Source organism: Aeromonas australiensis, from assembly GCF_000819725.1.
Classification (GTDB): domain Bacteria; phylum Pseudomonadota; class Gammaproteobacteria; order Enterobacterales; family Aeromonadaceae; genus Aeromonas; species Aeromonas australiensis.
In genome coordinates this window covers 1-15652 of the sequence record NZ_CDDH01000020.1, presented here as the reverse complement: position 1 = coordinate 15652, position 15652 = coordinate 1, and the positions used below count along the sequence as shown (strand labels likewise).

Here is a 15652-nt window from a genome sequence, read left to right as displayed (position 1 = left end):
ATGGAGGCGCATTATAGGGATCTGGATCACGCTTGCAAGGGGGTTTTCGAATTAAATTCGCATTTTCAGTTCAACCGTTCACTAATCACCCAAAAAGCACATTTATCCTGCAATAACACACTTGTTCGACGAGATCGCTATCCTCTAGATGACGTAGCGGCGGGAGCAGATCAAGGTTGTGGCGATTTGGTCTCTCTACATCTATATGCATGGTGATCGAGGTCACGCCTTCGGGTAACATAGCGCCCCTTTGCGATTCACACACTCTTGGGCTTTGGAGAGTTTAATGCCTTTTGCACTTGGCCAGCGTTGGATTAGTGATACAGAGACGGATCTGGGGTTGGGGACTGTCGTTGCTGTTGAAGGACGCATGGTTACCCTGTTGTTTCCGGCTACCGGTGAAAACCGCATGTATGCCAAAGAAGAGGCGCCGGTCACCCGGGTCAGCTTCAATGTGGGCGATCAGATAGCCAGTCATGAAGACTGGACCATGACGGTCGAAGAAGTGCAGGAGAAAGACGGTCTGCTTATATATGTAGGTGTGCGCACCGACAATGATGAGCCCGTTGCCCTCAAGGAAGTGTTTCTCAACAACTTTATCAAGTTCAACAAGCCGCAGGATCGCCTGTTCGCCGGCCAGATTGACCGGATGTCCCGCTTTACACTGCGCTACGAGGCGCTGGTCAACCAGCACCAGCGTCGTCGCAACCCGACTCGCGGTCTGGCAGGCGGGAAAGTCAGTCTGATCCCGCACCAGCTCTATATCGCTCATGAAGTGGGTCACCGCTATGCCCCGCGTGTATTGCTGGCTGACGAGGTGGGTCTGGGCAAGACCATCGAAGCGGGCATGATCATTCATCAGCAACTGCTCTCCGGTCGCGCCCATCGGGTGCTGATCCTGCTGCCCGAGACCTTGCAGCACCAATGGCTGGTCGAGATGCTGCGCCGCTTCAACCTGCACTTCTCCCTGTTTGATGAGGAGCGCTGCATCGAGGCATTCGCCGATGCGGAGAACCCCTTCGAGACCGAACAGCTGGTAATCTGCAGCCTCGACTTCCTGCGCAAGAAGCGTCGTCGCTTCGAGCAGGTGCTGGAAGCCGAGTGGGATCTGCTGGTTGTCGACGAAGCCCACCATCTGGAGTGGAGTGAAGAGGCGCCAAGCCGTGCCTATGAGATGGTGGAAGCACTGGCCGAACAGGTGCCGGGCGTACTGCTGCTGACCGCCACCCCGGATCAGCTGGGCCACCAGAGCCACTTTGCCCGTCTGCGTCTGCTCGACCCCGAACGTTTCTACGACTACGAGGCCTTCCTCGCCGAGGAGCAGGCCTATGGTCAGGTCGCCAGCGCCGCACAAGCACTGCTGGATGGCGAGACCCTGAGCGATGAAGCCAGCCAGATCCTCGCCAGCCAGCTGGAAGGGCTGAACTTGAGCGATGCCGCCGCCCGTCAGCAGGCGGTCGCCAAGCTGCTGGATCAACACGGCACCGGCCGGGTGCTGTTCCGCAACAGTCGCGCCAATATTCAGGGCTTCCCCGAGCGTCACCTCAATGTCTACCCCATGCCGCTGCCGGAGCAGTACAAGACCGCCATCAAGGTGATGGGCATGATGGGTGGCAACGGTGGCGACCTGCAGACCCGTGCCCTGCGCTACCTCTACCCCGAGAAGATCTTCCAGCAGTTCGAAGGTGACAACGCCAGCTGGACTCAGTTCGACCCGCGTGTTGACTGGTTGCTGGAGCTGCTGCTCTCCGCCCGTCAGCAGAAGGTGTTGGTGATCTGCTCCGAAGCGGCCACCGCCATCGCACTGGAAGAGGCGCTGCGCACCCGTGAAGGGATCCGCGGTACTGTGTTCCATGAAGGGATGTCGATCCTTGAGCGGGACAAGGCTTCGGCCTATTTCGCACAAGAGGATGGTGGCGCACAGGTGCTGCTCTGCTCCGAGATCGGCTCAGAGGGTCGCAACTTCCAGTTTGCCAGCCATCTGGTGCTGTTCGATCTGCCCCTCAACCCGGATCTGCTGGAACAGCGGATCGGCCGACTGGATCGTATCGGCCAGCAGAATACCGTCGAGATCCACGTCCCCTATCTGGAAGGCACCTCCCAGCGCGCCCTGCAGCTCTGGTATCACGATGGCCTCGATGCGTTCGAGCAGACTTGCCCGACCGCCCGTCCGGTATTCGAAGCAGTGCGTGACGAGCTGTTCGAGCTGCTGGCCGCCAACACCGGCGATCAGGCGGCCCTCGACGCCCTGCTGGTCAAGACCCGCGAACTGCACGAGCCGCTCAAGGCCCGGCTGGAACAGGGCCGCGATCGCCTGCTGGAGATCCACTCCAGCGGTGGCGCCGCCGCCCAGCAGCTGGTCGACAAGCTGGCCGCCGAAGATGACGACACCGGCATGATCTCCTTTGCTCTCAAGATGTTCGACGAGATCGGCGTCAATCAGGACGACAGAGGTGAGAACGCGCTGGTGCTGACTCCCAGTGATCACATGCTGGTGCCGAGCTTCCCGGGCTTGCCGCAAGACGGCATGACCATCACCTTCGATCGCAATACCGCCCTGTCGCGGGATGACATGGCGCTGCTCTCCTGGGATCACCCCATGATGCGCGGCGGTATCGACCTGATCCTGGGCTCCGAGATCGGTGCCACCTCGGTCGCACTGCTCAAGAACAAGGCGCTGCCCATCGGCTCCATCCTGCTTGAGCTGATCTTCGTTGCCGAGTCTGCGGCCCATCCCCAGCTCTACCGCTTCATGCCGCCGACTCCGATCCGTCTGCTGATGGACAAGAACGGCCAGAATCTGGGTGAGAAAGTGGCGTTCGATGCCTTCAACCGCCAGCTGACTCCGGTCAACCGCCACCTCGGCAGCAAGCTGGTCACCGCGTCCCAACCGGTGATCCACGGTCTGATTGGCCAGGGCCAGGCCATTGCCGAAGAGCTGAAAGCCGGGATTGTCGACAAGGCCCGTGCCCAGATGGCGCAGACCCTGCAGCAGGATCTGGATCGTCTGGAGGCGCTCAAGGCAGTCAACCCGAACGTGCGCGACAGCGAACTGGATTATTTGCGCAATCTGCAGGCAGAATTGCACCACCTGATCGATCAGACCCAACTCAAGCTGGATGCCATCCGCTTTATCGTGGTCACCCATAACTGACAAGGTACCGACCGACAGCACAGCCAGACCCAGCTCAAACTGGATGTCCAATGCCGCTTTATCGTGGTTACCCATAATTGACAAGGTACCGACCGACAGCACAGCCAGACCCAGCTCAAACTGGATGTCCAATGCCGCTTTATCGTGGTTACCCATAACTGACAAGGTACCGACCGACAGCGGCCAAACCCAGCTCAAACTGGATACCCAAGGCCGCTTTGTCGTGGTTACCCATAATTGACAAGGTACCGACCGACAGCACAGCCAGACCCAGCTCAAACTGGATACCCAAGGCCGCTTTGTCGTGGTTACCCATAACTGATGGGGGCTTGCCCCCACCTTCTGATGCGAGACATTTATGTTTGAATACTCACCGCCTCTGGAACCCTGGCTCGATATCCTGTTCAAGGACAAGGACATCATGGTGGTCAACAAGCCCACTGGCCTGCTAAGCGTCCCCGGGCGCGGCCCCGAGAATGAAGACAGCGTCCTGCATCGGGTGAAACAGCAACACCCCAAGGCGGCGGCTGCTCATCGCCTCGACATGTCCACCACTGGCGTCATTGTTATTCCCCTCAACCCCAATTCACATCGGGAGCTGAGCCGGCAATTTCGCGAGCGGGAGACCGAGAAGCACTACCTCGCCTGGGTGTGGGGCGAGCCGGAGGCAGCATCGGGTCAGGTTGACCTGCCGCTCTGCGTCGACTGGCCCAACCGCCCGAAACAGAAGGTGGACTTTGAGGAGGGGCGTCACGCTCTGACCCTGTGGGAAAAACTGAAGGTGGAGAACGGCAACAGCCTGATCAAGCTGACCCCCATCACAGGTCGCTCCCACCAGCTGCGCGTCCATATGCTGGAGCTGGGGCACCCGATCCTGGGTGACAACCTCTATGCCCATCCGGATGCGCTGGCGGCTGCGCCCCATCTCTACCTGCATGCGGCCATGCTGACCATCAGCCACCCCCGCAGTGGCGAGCGGATGACCTTCGAGGCGCCGGCTCCTTTCCCGGTCTGATCCCGCAAATCACAGAGATAAAAAAGCCCCCATCGCGAGATGGGGGCTTTGTCATTAGGATCAGACGCGAATATCGATCTTGCTTCCCAGAGAAGCGCTGGCCGATGTCGGTGCTGACGAAGCTGGCGCAGCTGCCGTCTGGATAAGCTCCAGAGCCTGCTGGCCTTGCTGGGTTTGCTGTTTTTTGGCCAGACTGGCCGCTAACAATGCATAACCTTCCGATGTGGATGCAGAACTTGATATATCCATAGGGTTCCTCCTGCACTCAACAGTATCGGCCAAGCAGCGCCAAACATAAGCGTGAATGCAGAACAATCTGAAAATAGCATTTCTATCAATCAGATAGCGCTAACGTTTATTGACCCGGTTGACCGCAGGATAACGCCCTCAAGCTCCTGTGCCGTCATCGCCCGAAGTACCTTGCAAGGGTTGCCAGCCGCCACCACGTTGGCGGGCACATCTTTGGTCACTACCGAGCCTGCGCCTATAACGCTGTTGTCACCGATAGTGACACCGGGACAGATGACGACGCTGCCGCCGATCCAGACGTTGTGACCGATCCGCACCGGCTTGCCGAACTCGACCCCCTTGATGCGCGGCGCTACCGCCACCGGGTGAGCCGCGGTGTAGATCTGCACCCCGGGCGCCAGCAGCACGTTGTCGCCGATGTGCACCTCGCAGACGTCGAGGATGGTGCAGCCCACGTTGGCGTAGAAGTGCTCGCCAACGAAGATGTTGGCACCATAGTCGCAGAAGAACGGCGGATTGATGGCACACTCCTGGCCGCGGCTACCGAGCAGCTCATGAAGCAGAGCATCACGCGCCGGTTTCTCCTGCCAGCAGGTGTTGAAGGTGTGATAGAGCCTTCGGCAGCGCTCGCGCGCGGCTTTGAGCTCGGGATCGCCCGCATCATAAGGTTCCCCCGCCACCATCTTCTGCCACTCGGTAGCGCGCACCTCCTTCTCCATTACCTACTCCAGCAGCCAGATCAGGGATTCATAAGGGCGCAACATACCCGATTGCGGTTGGGCCGGGGTATCGGGGTAGTTACCGAGCAGCAGCCGACCTTGCCCGCTTTGCAGCTCGGCAGGCAAGGCAAACTCCACCGGCTCGCCGTAGAAGTTGCTCACCACCAGCAGGGTCTGACCGTTGGCGCGGCGGGCATAGGCCCAGATCTGCGGGTGCCCGGTCAGCAGCTCCTGATAATCCCCCTGAGTGAAGATGGGGTAATCCTTACGCAGGCGAATCAAATCCCGGTAGTGCCAGAACACTGAGTTCGGGTCGGCCAGCGCCGCTTCGGCGTTGATTTCGGGGTAGTTGGCGGCAGGTTTGAGCCAGGGTGAACCTTGGGTGAAACCGGCGTTGGGGGCGGCGCTCCACTGCATCGGGGTGCGCGAGTTGTCGCGGGACTTGGCGCCGAGAATGGCGAGGATCTCGGCCTCGTTCATCCCTTCCGCCTGCTTGATGGCGAAGATATTGCGGCTCTCCACATCCTGATAGTCATCGATGCGCTGATAGCCGGGGTTGGTCATGCCGATCTCCTCCCCCTGATAGATGTAGGGGGTGCCTTGCAGGCCGTGCAGGGTGCTGGCCAGCATCTTGGCGGCCACGACCCGATGCTCGCCCTCATCGCCGAAACGGGAGACGATGCGCGGCTGATCGTGGTTGCACCAGAACAGCGCCGACCATCCCTTGCCATGCATGCCGCTCTGCCAGTGGTTGAAGATGCGCTTGAGTTCGAGGAAATCGAACGGCGCCTTGGTCCACTTGTCGCCGTTGGGGTAATCCACCTTCAGATGGTGGAAGTTGAACACCATGGAGAGCTCGGAGCCATCCAGTGCACCATAGCGCTGACAGTGCTCCAGCGAAGTAGAGGACATCTCCCCCACCGTCATGGCGCCGACCGGGGCAAACACATCGCGGCTCACATCCTGCAAAAATTCGTGGATGCGCGGCCCGTCGGTATAGAAGCGACGGCCATCGCCAATCTCGTCGTTCGGGAACGCCTGATCCTTGGAAATCAGGTTGATGACGTCGAGGCGGAAGCCATCAACTCCCTTCTTCGCCCAGAAGTGGATGATGTTTTTCACCTCGGCGCGAACCAAAGGATTTTCCCAGTTGAGATCAGCCTGCTCGCGGGCAAACAGGTGCAGGTAGTACTGACCTGTGAGCTCATCGAGCTCCCATGCACTGCCGCCAAACTTGGATTGCCAGTTGTTGGGCACACCGCCATCTACCGGATCTTTCCAGATGTAGTAGTCGCGGTAGGGACTGTTTTTATCCCCCAGCGCCGACTTGAACCAGGCGTGCTCGGTGGAGGTGTGGTTGACCACTATATCCATCACGATGCGGATATTCCGCTCATGGGCGGCGGCCAGCAGCGCCTCAAAATCGGCCATGGTGCCGTAGGCGGGGTCGATGGCAAGGTAGTCGGCGATGTCGTAGCCGTTGTCCACCTGGGGCGAGACGTAGACCGGGGTCAGCCAGAGGGCATCGACCCCCAGGGTCTTGAGATAGTCGAGGCGGGCCATGATCCCCTTGAGGTCGCCGGTGCCACGGGCAGCGGAATCCTGAAAGCTCTTGGGGTAAATCTGGTAAATCACGGCACTCTGCCACCAGGGTGTTTGGCTCATGGGTCTTTCTCTTGTCTCGAATATGAAATGGAGAGGGCGACCCGCGGGTCGCCCTGGCAATCAGTGTCAGGCGCTGGCTTGGGCCAGCTTGCCAGCGGCTTGCTGACGCTGGTAGACCAGCAGGGTCAGCACCATCGGCACCACGATGGCCACCAGCATGGCGATGGCAAACACAGCCCAGTATTGCGGCTGGATGGAGAGGATGCCCGGCAGGCCGCCTACCCCGATGCCGTTGGCCATCACCCCGGCAAAACCGCAGATAAGGGCAGCAAGGCTGGAGCCCACCATGGCGCACAGCATGGGGAACTTGTACTTGAGGTTGATGCCGTACATGGCCGGCTCGGTCACCCCGAGGTAGGCGGAGATGGCGGCAGGCACCGAGATCTCCCGCTCGTTCTCCTTGCGGCTGATCAGAATGATGCCGACGACCGCAGAAGCCTGAGCGATGTTGGAGAGGGCGATCAGCGGCCAGATTGGCGTGCCGCCCATGCTCTGCATCAGCTGCAGATCCACTGCGTTGGTGGTGTGGTGGATGCCGGTGATAACCAGCGGCGCGTAGAGGAAACCGAACAGGGCAGCACCGATTGGAGCGAAGGAGCCGGTCATGGCCGCCTTGGCAGCGAAACCAACGCCATCACCAATCCAGCGACCGAACGGACCGATAAAGGCGTGAGCCACGATCACTGCCAGCAGCAGCGAGACAAACGGCACAATCACCAGATAGAGATAGGCCGGAATGATCCGCTTGAGGTTGGTCTCTACCCAGGCGAGGAAGACACCTGCCAGCAGCGCCGGAATAACCTGGGCCTGATAACCCACCTTCTGGATCACGAACAGGCCGAAGTCCCACACCTCGGGAGTCTGCTGACCGATGCCGTAGGCATTCATCAACTGTGGCGACACCAGCGTGATACCCAGCACGATACCCAGGATCTCGGAGCCCCCCATCTTCTTCACTGCAGACCAGCAAACACCGACCGGCAGGAAGTGGAAAATCGCCTCGCCCAGCAGCCAGAGGAAGGCGTGTACCTGAGCCCAAAACTGGCTGATCTCGGTGAGGGTATGAGTGCCATCGTCGAACATCTTGATGTCGCCGATGACGTTACGAAAGCCGAGGATCAAACCGCCGGTGATGATGGCGGGTAGCAGAGGCACGAAGATCTCCGCCAGATGGGAGATGCCCCGCTCCAGCGGGTTCATGTTCTGGCGTGCCGCCTGCTTGGCACTCTCCTTGCTGCCGCCACTGACACCGAGCTGTTCGGTCAGCGCCTTGTACCACTGCTCCACTTCTGTGCCGATCACCACCTGGAATTGGCCGCCCTGAGTGAAGCTCCCCTTAACTGCCGGAATGGTTTCGATGGCCTTGCTGTCAGCTTTGGCCGGATCATTCAGGACGAAGCGCAGCCGGGTCAAACAGTGACTGACGGTGGCGATGTTCTCCTTGCCGCCGATCTTGTCGATCAGGGTGGCAAGCTGCTGTGCGTTGATCTTGGACATGGGTCTTCCCTCTGTGACGCCATTGAATAGTGGTCTGTATCGCCCTTTTGAGCCAGTCTGTCGGCCGGAGCGTTTTTGGTATCGTTCCCATTTAGCATGCCGACAATCTGACCAGATCAAAATGGGAACGTTCCCAATTCGTGGCCAGCATCACAAAAAGCGCACTTTTTGTTCAGTCGGAAGTGATGGGGCTCACAGCGTTCGGCAGGGGGCGATACTCACCAGCGGAGGTTGCTCCTGCTCAATCTGGCCGAGCAGCTGACGCGCCGCCTGCTCGCCAGCACCCTTGTAACCAAGATCGAGACTGAGGGCGTTGGGGAAAAGAAAGGTGAGCATGGGATTGTTGCCAAGGCCGGTCACCAGCACCTCGCTACGCCCTTGTTCCTGCAGGTATTTTGCCGCACCGATGGCGAGGGTGTCGCTGGCGCAGAGCAGCGCCTGGGTGGAGGGGGTAAGCAGCTCGGCCGCCAGCCGGTAGCCGCTCTGCAAACTCAGGTCACCGAGAGCGCTGCGCGGCTCCAGCCCCTGCTCGGCACAGTAGCCGAGGTAAGCGTCGAGGCGGCGCTGGCCGGTGGTGAGATCCGAGGCATCAACCCCCAGATAGGCGATGTCGCGGGCGCCACGGCTTGCCAGCTGCGCCAGCATGGTGCGCACCGCACCGGCGTCGTCAAAGCAGACCGAGGAGAAACCGGGATATTCACGGGCGACCAGTACCAGCTTCTCTTTCAGCGGCGCCATAGCGGCATAGTCCAAGTCATTGAAGGCGAACAGGATAATGCCATCCACCCCGCGCCGCTCCAGCACCGCCAGATGCTCCTGTACCTTGGTGGGAGAGAACTTGCTCTCCATCAGCACGGCATCGTAGCCACGCTGGTAGAGGGTCTCCAGCATGCCGCGCACCGCCTGATTCTCCGAGCTCGAGTCGAGCCGCGAGACGATGATCCCCACCACCTGCTGGCTCTGGCTGCGCATGGCACGCGCCGACTTGCTCGGCACGAAGCCGTGTTCGGCAATGATCTGCTCCACCCGCTCACGGGTCTCCTGCTTTACCTTGGGATCCTGATTGAGCACCCGGGAGACGGTCGACTTGCCGACGCCGCTCAGTCGGGCGATATCGAGGATGGTAAGTTTCTTGTCCATGAATTGGCTCACAGGAGGCTAGGCGGTGGAATTGCCCACATTGTTGTGATTAACCCCTGTGAATACAAGCCCATGGCGTTAGAATGCCCTTTTTGCCCCGCCGTCAGGGTGTGTGGGCACAGCACAGGACGCCCATCATGGATCTGCTGGCCAGTCTGCTCTTCTCCCTCTCCATCACAGGCCCCATCTGCGTGGTGCTGCTGCTCGGCATCTTGCTCAAGCGGCTGGGGCTGCTGCCGGATCCCTTTACCGAATCCGCCTCGCGACTAGTGTTTCAGGTCACCCTGCCCGCTCTGCTGTTTCTCAGTATTCTGGGTACCAACTTCGCCACCATGCCGAGCCTCTGGTTTATCGGCTATGGCCTGCTCGCCACCGTTATCAGCTATCTGGTGCTGGAGCTGCTGGCCGGGCGCTTTATCGGGGAGCAGCGGCTGCGCGGCATCTTCGTGCAGGGGAGCTTTCGCGGCAACAGCGCCATTATCGGGCTCGCCTATGTGCAAAACGCCTACGGCCACGAGGGGTTGGGGGCGGCGGCCTTCTATGTCGGCGCGGTGACCGTGCTCTACAACATTCTCGCGGTGATCACCCTCACCCGTAGTCTCGGCGGCGCCACCGGCATCCGTCCCATCCTGCTCGGCATCATCAAGAATCCGCTCATCATCGCCATTGTGGCGGCGCTGCCCTTTACCCTGCTCGGTATCAAGATGCCGCAACTGCTGCTCACCACCGGCAGCTACTTCGCCAACATGACCTTGCCGCTGGCGCTGCTCTGCACCGGCGCCTCCCTCAGCCTGGATGCTCTGCGTGGTGGTGCAGCCATTGCGGGCTGGGCCAGCATCATGCGGCTCTGCCTCATTCCGGCTGCGTTCACTCTGGGAGCGGCCCTGCTCGGCTTCAGCCATCTGGAGCTGGGTATTCTGTTTCTTATCAGTGCCACCCCGACTGCCGCCGCCAGCTATGTGATGACCCGTGCCATGGGGGGTGACAGCGCACTGGCGGCCAACATCATTGCCGTCACCACCCTGGGCTCACTGATCAGCACCAGTCTGGGCGCCACCCTGATGAATTACCTCGGTTTGATGTACTGACCCTGCCAAGAGCTCAGCCCGACGACGGCCAAACTCATTACCATCACTCGCCCTGAGTCGCTGGTCACCTGCATACCGGCAGGAAGCAATCCTGATGAACTATCCGGGATTGATCTACTGACTGCTTGACCTTGCCGGAGGCGGTAGCTTTAGGCTGGCGCTCATCAACAGAGGAGATATTCCATGACCATCGAACTCACAGTGTCCGGCATGTCCTGTGGTGGCTGCGCCGCCAGCCTGCAAAAAGCCCTGCTGGCCCAGCCTGCAGTTACCACCGCGACCATCGACTTTGCCAGCAGCAAGGCCGTGATCGAGAGCGAGCTGAGCAAAGCCGAGCTGATCGCCCTGATCGAAGCCAAGGGTTTCTCTGCGAGTTAAATTATCTCCATAGAGGTATTAAACAGGTTAAAAATCTGTACTCACCTGTATTTTGGTGAGTTTTATCACAGACACCGGTTATTAAACGGGCAAACTTGCTGCGATTATTCCAACCATAAGGATTTGCAGCATGACCCTACCGATCCGCAAGACCCTGCTCGCCGCCGTTGTCGGCCTGACCCTCTCCCCCATGGCTTTTGCCTTGCCCAGCGTCCATATTCTGGCGACCGGCGGCACCATCGCCGGGGCAGGCCAGTCGGCCACCCAGTCCAACTACGAGGCTGGTAAGGTAGCTATCGAGACCCTGATCGCTGCTGTTCCCGAGATGAAGAACGTGGCCGATGTGCAGGGTGAGCAGGTGGTGAAGATCGGCTCCCAGGACATGAACGACGAGGTGTGGCTCAAGCTTGCCAAACGGGTCAACGAGCTGCTGGCCAAGGATGACGTGGACGGCATCGTCATCACCCATGGCACCGACACCATGGAAGAGACCGCCTACTTCCTCAATCTGACCGTCAAGAGCGACAAGCCGGTGGTACTGGTCGGCGCCATGCGCCCTTCCACCGCCATGAGTGCCGATGGCCCGCTCAACCTCTACAACGCCGTGGTGACCGCCTCCGACCCGAACTCCAAAGGACGTGGCGTGATGGTGGCGATGAACGATACCGTGCTCGATGCCCGCGACGTCACCAAGACCAGCACCACCGGGGTGCAGACCTTCGCCTCCCCCAATTTCGGCCCGCTCGGTTATATCCACAACGGCAAGATCGACTATCAGCGCAGTCCGGCTCGCCTGCACACCAGCAAGACCCCGTTTGACGTGAGCAAGCTCGACAAGCTGCCACAGGTCGGGATTGTTTACAGCTACGCCAATGCCACCGATCTGCCAGCCAAGGCGATGGTGGATGCCAAATTCGACGGCATCGTCAGCGCCGGGGTGGGTAACGGCAACCTCTACCACACCCTGTTCGATACCCTGGCCAAAGCGAGCAAGGACGGCATCCGCGTCGTGCGCTCCGCCCGTGTGCCGACCGGCGCCACCACCCTGGATGCCGAGATCGATGATGCCAAGTACGGCTTCGTGGCCGCCGAAACCCTCAACCCGCAGAAAGCACGGGTGTTGCTGATGCTCTCCCTGACTCAAACCAAGGATCCCAAGCAGATCCAGCAGTACTTCCAACAGTTTTGATAAGGATTAGCTGAACAATGGCGAGCGAGGGCGGGATTTCCCGCCCTTTTCCATCCCATGGTGCCACGTCATCACACACTCTGTTTGGTTGGCTCCATCCTTTCCCCTTTTCGCCTCATTACGGGGGTGCGTCATCAAATTAGCGAACCGGATCACCCGCTTTCACCAGCGCATCGCTGCCAAATTCATTACACTGCCAGCGATCTTATCCACTCAAGGAGTGCTGTTGCTCTATGGAAATATTGATCCTGCTGGGATTGATTTTGCTTAATGGCCTCTTCGCCATGTCAGAAATCGCCATCGTCACCGCACGCAAGGCTCGCCTCGGCAAGCTTGCCTCTGAAGGCAACCGCTCCGCCGCTATTGCCCTCAAGCTGAGCGAAGACCCGACCCATTTTCTCTCTGCCGTCCAGATCGGCATTACCAGCATCGGCCTGCTCAACGGTATCTACGGCGAATCCCTGCTGGCCCAGCCTTTCTCCCTCTGGTTGCAGGAGTGGGGACTCCCGGTCAAGAGCAGTGGACTTATCGCCACCATCATCGTGGTGGTGGTGGTTACTTACCTCTCCATTGTGGTGGGTGAGCTGGTGCCCAAACGGCTCGGCCAGCTCAATGCCGAGCGCATCGCCTGTCTGGTGGCCCGCCCCATGCACTGGCTCGCCACCCTGACCCGCCCCTTCGTCTGGCTTCTGTCAGCCTCAACCAATGCCACCCTGCGGCTGCTGCGGGTCAACCAGAATGGCAGTAACAATGTCACCGAGGAGGAGATCCACGCCATGCTGGTGGAGGGATCGGAAGCCGGGGTGATTGAGGATCATGAACACACCATGCTGCGCAACGTCTTCCGTCTCGACGAGCGCAGCCTCTCCTCCCTGATGGTGCCGCGCAGCGATATCCGTTATCTGGATCTGGCGCTGCCGCTGGAGAGCAACCTGCAGCGGCTGGTGGAGTATCGCCACAGCTATTTTCCGGTCTGCGACGGCAACCTGTCAGAATTGGTGGGTATCATCAATGTCAGCAAGGTGCTGCACGCCTATATCAAGGGGGAGCCTATTGATCTGGCTGCCCTGACCCAGGAGGGCAGCCTGCTGCCCGAGACCCTCAACGGCGTCGAGCTGCTCAACCACTTCCGCACCCACAGCGAACAGATGGCGCTGGTGGTTGACGAATATGGCGAGCTGCAGGGGCTGGTCACCCAGCAGGATCTGCTGGAGGCGCTGGCGGGGGATTTCCAGCAGGAGGATGGCGAGGACAACTGGGCCTTCCGGCGCGCCGACGGCAGCTGGCTGCTCGATGGCCTGATCCCGCTACCGGAATTGAAGGACTGTCTGGAGCTGGTGCGTCTGCCAGAAGAAGAAAAACATCACTATCACACCCTCGGAGGGCTTATCATGCTGCTCCTTGGTCGAGTTCCAAAAACCGGAGATCTGGTAACACTGGAACAGTGGCAACTGGAAATTGTTGACATGGATGGTCTGCGAATCGACAAGGTGCTCGCCATGCCCTTGACCGATCTACCCAGCTAACCTGCGGAGTTTGCAAGTATGGAGCAGTTTTACCAACTGGCTCACGCCTTTATGAATCACGACCTGAACACCCTTTCCGATCCCAAGATGGCCTTCATGATCTGTGGTGTGATTTTGATGTTTCTGGTACTGGAAAATGGCTTTATCCCTACCGCTTTTCTGCCGGGTGACAGTCTGCTGATCCTCACCGGTGTGCTCATCTATCAGGATGTGTTGTCCCTTGCTGTGATCCCGCTGCTGATCATGGCCACCTTTGTCGGTACCTGGCTAGGCTACATGCAGGGGCGCTTGCTCGGCCACACCCAGCTCTACCATCGGCTGATGTCCCACGTGGAAGAGCGTCACCAGCAGAAGGTATACCATCTGCTGAACAAGTACGGGATCATCACCCTGATCACCGCTCGCTATATCGCCTTCGTGCGCACCGCCTACCCCTATATCGTCGGCGCCACCGAGCTGCCCCAGGGACGTTTCCTTATCGTCAATCTGGTCAGCTCCATCATGTGGATCTGCCCGCTGGTCGGGTTCGGCTACTACCTGAGCCACACCAAGTTGGCAGCCGAATACCAGACCCAGTTCTTCAACATCATCATCTATCTGCCGGTGGCCCTGCTGGTGGGTGGCATGGTGGCGCTGGTCTGGCGCTGGATCAGCAAACGCAGGGCCGCGCAGCCGCGGGATTGACCCATCGCCCAACGCCTGACCCGAAAGCCCTCGCCAGAGGGCTTTTTTGATCGCCAAATTTGCGCAAATAGCAGAAATAGTCCCGCTCGGCCCTTGTAAAGCCGGGGTAAAAATGAGTGAATCTAGCGCCTTTTTTTCGATGGGACTGGAGTCGGTTGTATGTGGTATCGAATTCGCGCAGCAGCGCTGGTAGCTGGGTTGATGGGAGTGCTGGGATTGCCTGTGGTCAGCGCAGCACCCAACCCGGCCAAACTGGAAGTACGCTCAAGCAGCGCCCTGGTGTTGGATGTCAACACGGGCAAGACGCTCTACCAGAAAAACGCCACCAAGGTACGCCCCATCGCCTCCATCACCAAGCTGATGACGGCGCTGGTGGTACTGGATGCCAAACAGAATCTCAATCAGATCATCACGGTCGACAAGGATGACATCGATAAGCTCAAGCATACCCACTCCCGCATCCGCATAGGCACCAAGATAACCCGTCGCGATGCCCTGCATCTGGCATTGATGTCCTCCGAAAATAGGATGGCCTCGGCGCTGGCGCGTCACTATCCAGGTGGTCGCAGCGCGTTCGTGCGGGCCATGAACAACAAGGCCAGACAGTTGGGGATGCGCAACACCCACTTCTACGACTCCACCGGCCTCTCCACCCGCAACGTCTCCACCGCTCAGGATCTGGGCAAGCTGGCCGCCGCCGCCTATCGTCAGCCGCTGATCCGTCAGTTCACCCAGGATGAGAACCGAGAGATGCGCTTCAGTGCCCCCGCCTACAGCCTGATGTTCAACAATACCAACCCCTTGGTAAAGAACCCGGATTGGGACGTGCGTCTCTCCAAGACCGGATTTACCAATGAGGCGGGCCGCTGCCTGGTGATGCGCGCCAAACCGGACAGCCGCGAGCTCGCCATCGTGCTGCTTAATTCGGTGGGTAAACTGACTCCTGTCGGCGATGCCAACCGTATTCGCAAGTGGCTGAAGAGCTGAGTAAATCTCTCAACACAAAAGGATGCTGCTGCATCCTTTTTTATTGCCCGCAGAACGCCTCAGCAGGCTTTGCAGGATGTTGATAGCCAAACCCTGAGTGATAAGCTGCGCAGTATCTGCCTTTGCAACGGCAGGCATATAGCACGCAGGTCGATCTGACAAAGGGTGGCCAGGGATTGCCCCGACCGGAAGAGCACATCGCAATAACAGAAGGGACAGAAAGAGGAGAAGAACAGCCGGGAAGAAGAGCGAGGCAACCGCGATAGCAAAATGCGGTTACACACCACAGGAATAAGCAGCGTCCATAAAAAAACAGCCCCGACCGAAGTCGAGGCTGTCTGTATGGTGCGCCCGAGAGGAT

Annotated in this window: 13 protein-coding genes; 8 read left to right on the top strand and 5 right to left on the bottom strand. The window is 59.4% G+C overall.

Annotation, left to right across the window (positions count from 1 at the left end):
* Window positions 1–286 precede the first annotated feature (286 nt).
* Both rapA and rluA read left to right on the top strand, forming a co-directional pair.
* Window positions 287–3154 carry an RNA polymerase-associated protein RapA gene (gene rapA, locus BN1117_RS03930; protein ID WP_040094973.1) on the top strand — a complete coding sequence of 956 codons (2868 nt, stop codon included), beginning with the start codon at window positions 287–289 and terminating at the stop codon, window positions 3152–3154.
* Between the two features lie 358 nt (window positions 3155–3512).
* A complete protein-coding gene (gene rluA / locus BN1117_RS03925; protein WP_040094972.1) occupies window positions 3513–4169 on the top strand; it encodes a bifunctional tRNA pseudouridine(32) synthase/23S rRNA pseudouridine(746) synthase RluA in 657 nt (218 codons plus the stop codon).
* A gap of 60 nt (window positions 4170–4229) precedes the next feature.
* Here the strand turns inward: rluA and BN1117_RS03920 are convergent, their stop codons facing one another.
* The 5 genes from BN1117_RS03920 to treR all read right to left on the bottom strand — a co-directional run bounded on the left by BN1117_RS03920 (window position 4230) and on the right by treR (window position 9439).
* Window positions 4230–4418, bottom strand: coding sequence for a hypothetical protein (locus tag BN1117_RS03920; protein WP_040094970.1), 189 nt, complete (start codon window positions 4416–4418; stop codon window positions 4230–4232).
* 89 nt (window positions 4419–4507) lie between these two features.
* Window positions 4508–5137: a sugar O-acetyltransferase gene (locus BN1117_RS03915; protein WP_040094968.1), complete on the bottom strand. Its 630-nt coding sequence runs from the start codon at window positions 5135–5137 to the stop codon at window positions 4508–4510.
* A gap of 3 nt (window positions 5138–5140) precedes the next feature.
* On the bottom strand, window positions 5141–6802 hold the full coding sequence (gene treC / locus BN1117_RS03910) for an alpha,alpha-phosphotrehalase (RefSeq protein ID WP_040094967.1): 1662 nt from the start codon (window positions 6800–6802) through the stop codon (window positions 5141–5143).
* 66 nt (window positions 6803–6868) lie between these two features.
* On the bottom strand, window positions 6869–8299 hold the full coding sequence (gene treB / locus BN1117_RS03905; protein ID WP_040094965.1) for a PTS trehalose transporter subunit IIBC: 1431 nt from the start codon (window positions 8297–8299) through the stop codon (window positions 6869–6871).
* A 192-nt stretch (window positions 8300–8491) separates the two neighbouring features.
* Window positions 8492–9439, bottom strand: coding sequence for a trehalose operon repressor TreR (gene treR, locus BN1117_RS03900; protein WP_040094963.1), 948 nt, complete (start codon window positions 9437–9439; stop codon window positions 8492–8494).
* A gap of 137 nt (window positions 9440–9576) precedes the next feature.
* Here treR and BN1117_RS03895 point away from each other — a divergent pair, with 137 nt between their 5' ends.
* The 6 genes from BN1117_RS03895 to pbpG all read left to right on the top strand — a co-directional run bounded on the left by BN1117_RS03895 (window position 9577) and on the right by pbpG (window position 15291).
* A complete protein-coding gene (locus BN1117_RS03895; protein WP_040094961.1) occupies window positions 9577–10527 on the top strand; it encodes an AEC family transporter in 951 nt (316 codons plus the stop codon).
* Between the two features lie 183 nt (window positions 10528–10710).
* Window positions 10711–10905: a heavy-metal-associated domain-containing protein gene (locus BN1117_RS03890; protein WP_040094959.1), complete on the top strand. Its 195-nt coding sequence runs from the start codon at window positions 10711–10713 to the stop codon at window positions 10903–10905.
* A 130-nt stretch (window positions 10906–11035) separates the two neighbouring features.
* The gene (ansB, locus tag BN1117_RS03885) at window positions 11036–12094 is read left to right on the top strand and encodes an L-asparaginase 2 (protein ID WP_040094957.1); all 1059 of its coding nucleotides are present in this window, start codon (window positions 11036–11038) and stop codon (window positions 12092–12094) included.
* Between the two features lie 233 nt (window positions 12095–12327).
* Window positions 12328–13620, top strand: coding sequence for a hemolysin family protein (locus BN1117_RS03880; RefSeq protein ID WP_040094956.1), 1293 nt, complete (start codon window positions 12328–12330; stop codon window positions 13618–13620).
* Window positions 13621–13638: 18 nt separating this feature from the next.
* Window positions 13639–14304, top strand: coding sequence for a DedA family protein (locus BN1117_RS03875; RefSeq protein WP_040094954.1), 666 nt, complete (start codon window positions 13639–13641; stop codon window positions 14302–14304).
* 159 nt (window positions 14305–14463) lie between these two features.
* Window positions 14464–15291, top strand: coding sequence for a D-alanyl-D-alanine endopeptidase (pbpG, locus tag BN1117_RS03870; protein ID WP_040094952.1), 828 nt, complete (start codon window positions 14464–14466; stop codon window positions 15289–15291).
* The last annotated feature ends 361 nt before the right edge of the window (window positions 15292–15652 follow it).

Excerpts from the sequence above, each read along its gene's own strand:
- rapA (WP_040094973.1), top strand. The coding sequence starts at position 287 with ATGCCTTTTGCACTTGGCCAGCGTTGGATTAGTGATACAGAGACGGAT.
- rluA (WP_040094972.1), top strand. The coding sequence starts at position 3,513 with ATGTTTGAATACTCACCGCCTCTGGAACCCTGGCTCGATATCCTGTTC.
- BN1117_RS03920 (WP_040094970.1), bottom strand. The coding sequence starts at position 4,418 with ATGGATATATCAAGTTCTGCATCCACATCGGAAGGTTATGCATTGTTA.
- BN1117_RS03915 (WP_040094968.1), bottom strand. The coding sequence starts at position 5,137 with ATGGAGAAGGAGGTGCGCGCTACCGAGTGGCAGAAGATGGTGGCGGGG.
- treC (WP_040094967.1), bottom strand. The coding sequence starts at position 6,802 with ATGAGCCAAACACCCTGGTGGCAGAGTGCCGTGATTTACCAGATTTAC.
- treB (WP_040094965.1), bottom strand. The coding sequence starts at position 8,299 with ATGTCCAAGATCAACGCACAGCAGCTTGCCACCCTGATCGACAAGATC.
- treR (WP_040094963.1), bottom strand. The coding sequence starts at position 9,439 with ATGGACAAGAAACTTACCATCCTCGATATCGCCCGACTGAGCGGCGTC.
- BN1117_RS03895 (WP_040094961.1), top strand. The coding sequence starts at position 9,577 with ATGGATCTGCTGGCCAGTCTGCTCTTCTCCCTCTCCATCACAGGCCCC.
- BN1117_RS03890 (WP_040094959.1), top strand. The coding sequence starts at position 10,711 with ATGACCATCGAACTCACAGTGTCCGGCATGTCCTGTGGTGGCTGCGCC.
- ansB (WP_040094957.1), top strand. The coding sequence starts at position 11,036 with ATGACCCTACCGATCCGCAAGACCCTGCTCGCCGCCGTTGTCGGCCTG.
- BN1117_RS03880 (WP_040094956.1), top strand. The coding sequence starts at position 12,328 with ATGGAAATATTGATCCTGCTGGGATTGATTTTGCTTAATGGCCTCTTC.
- BN1117_RS03875 (WP_040094954.1), top strand. The coding sequence starts at position 13,639 with ATGGAGCAGTTTTACCAACTGGCTCACGCCTTTATGAATCACGACCTG.
- pbpG (WP_040094952.1), top strand. The coding sequence starts at position 14,464 with ATGTGGTATCGAATTCGCGCAGCAGCGCTGGTAGCTGGGTTGATGGGA.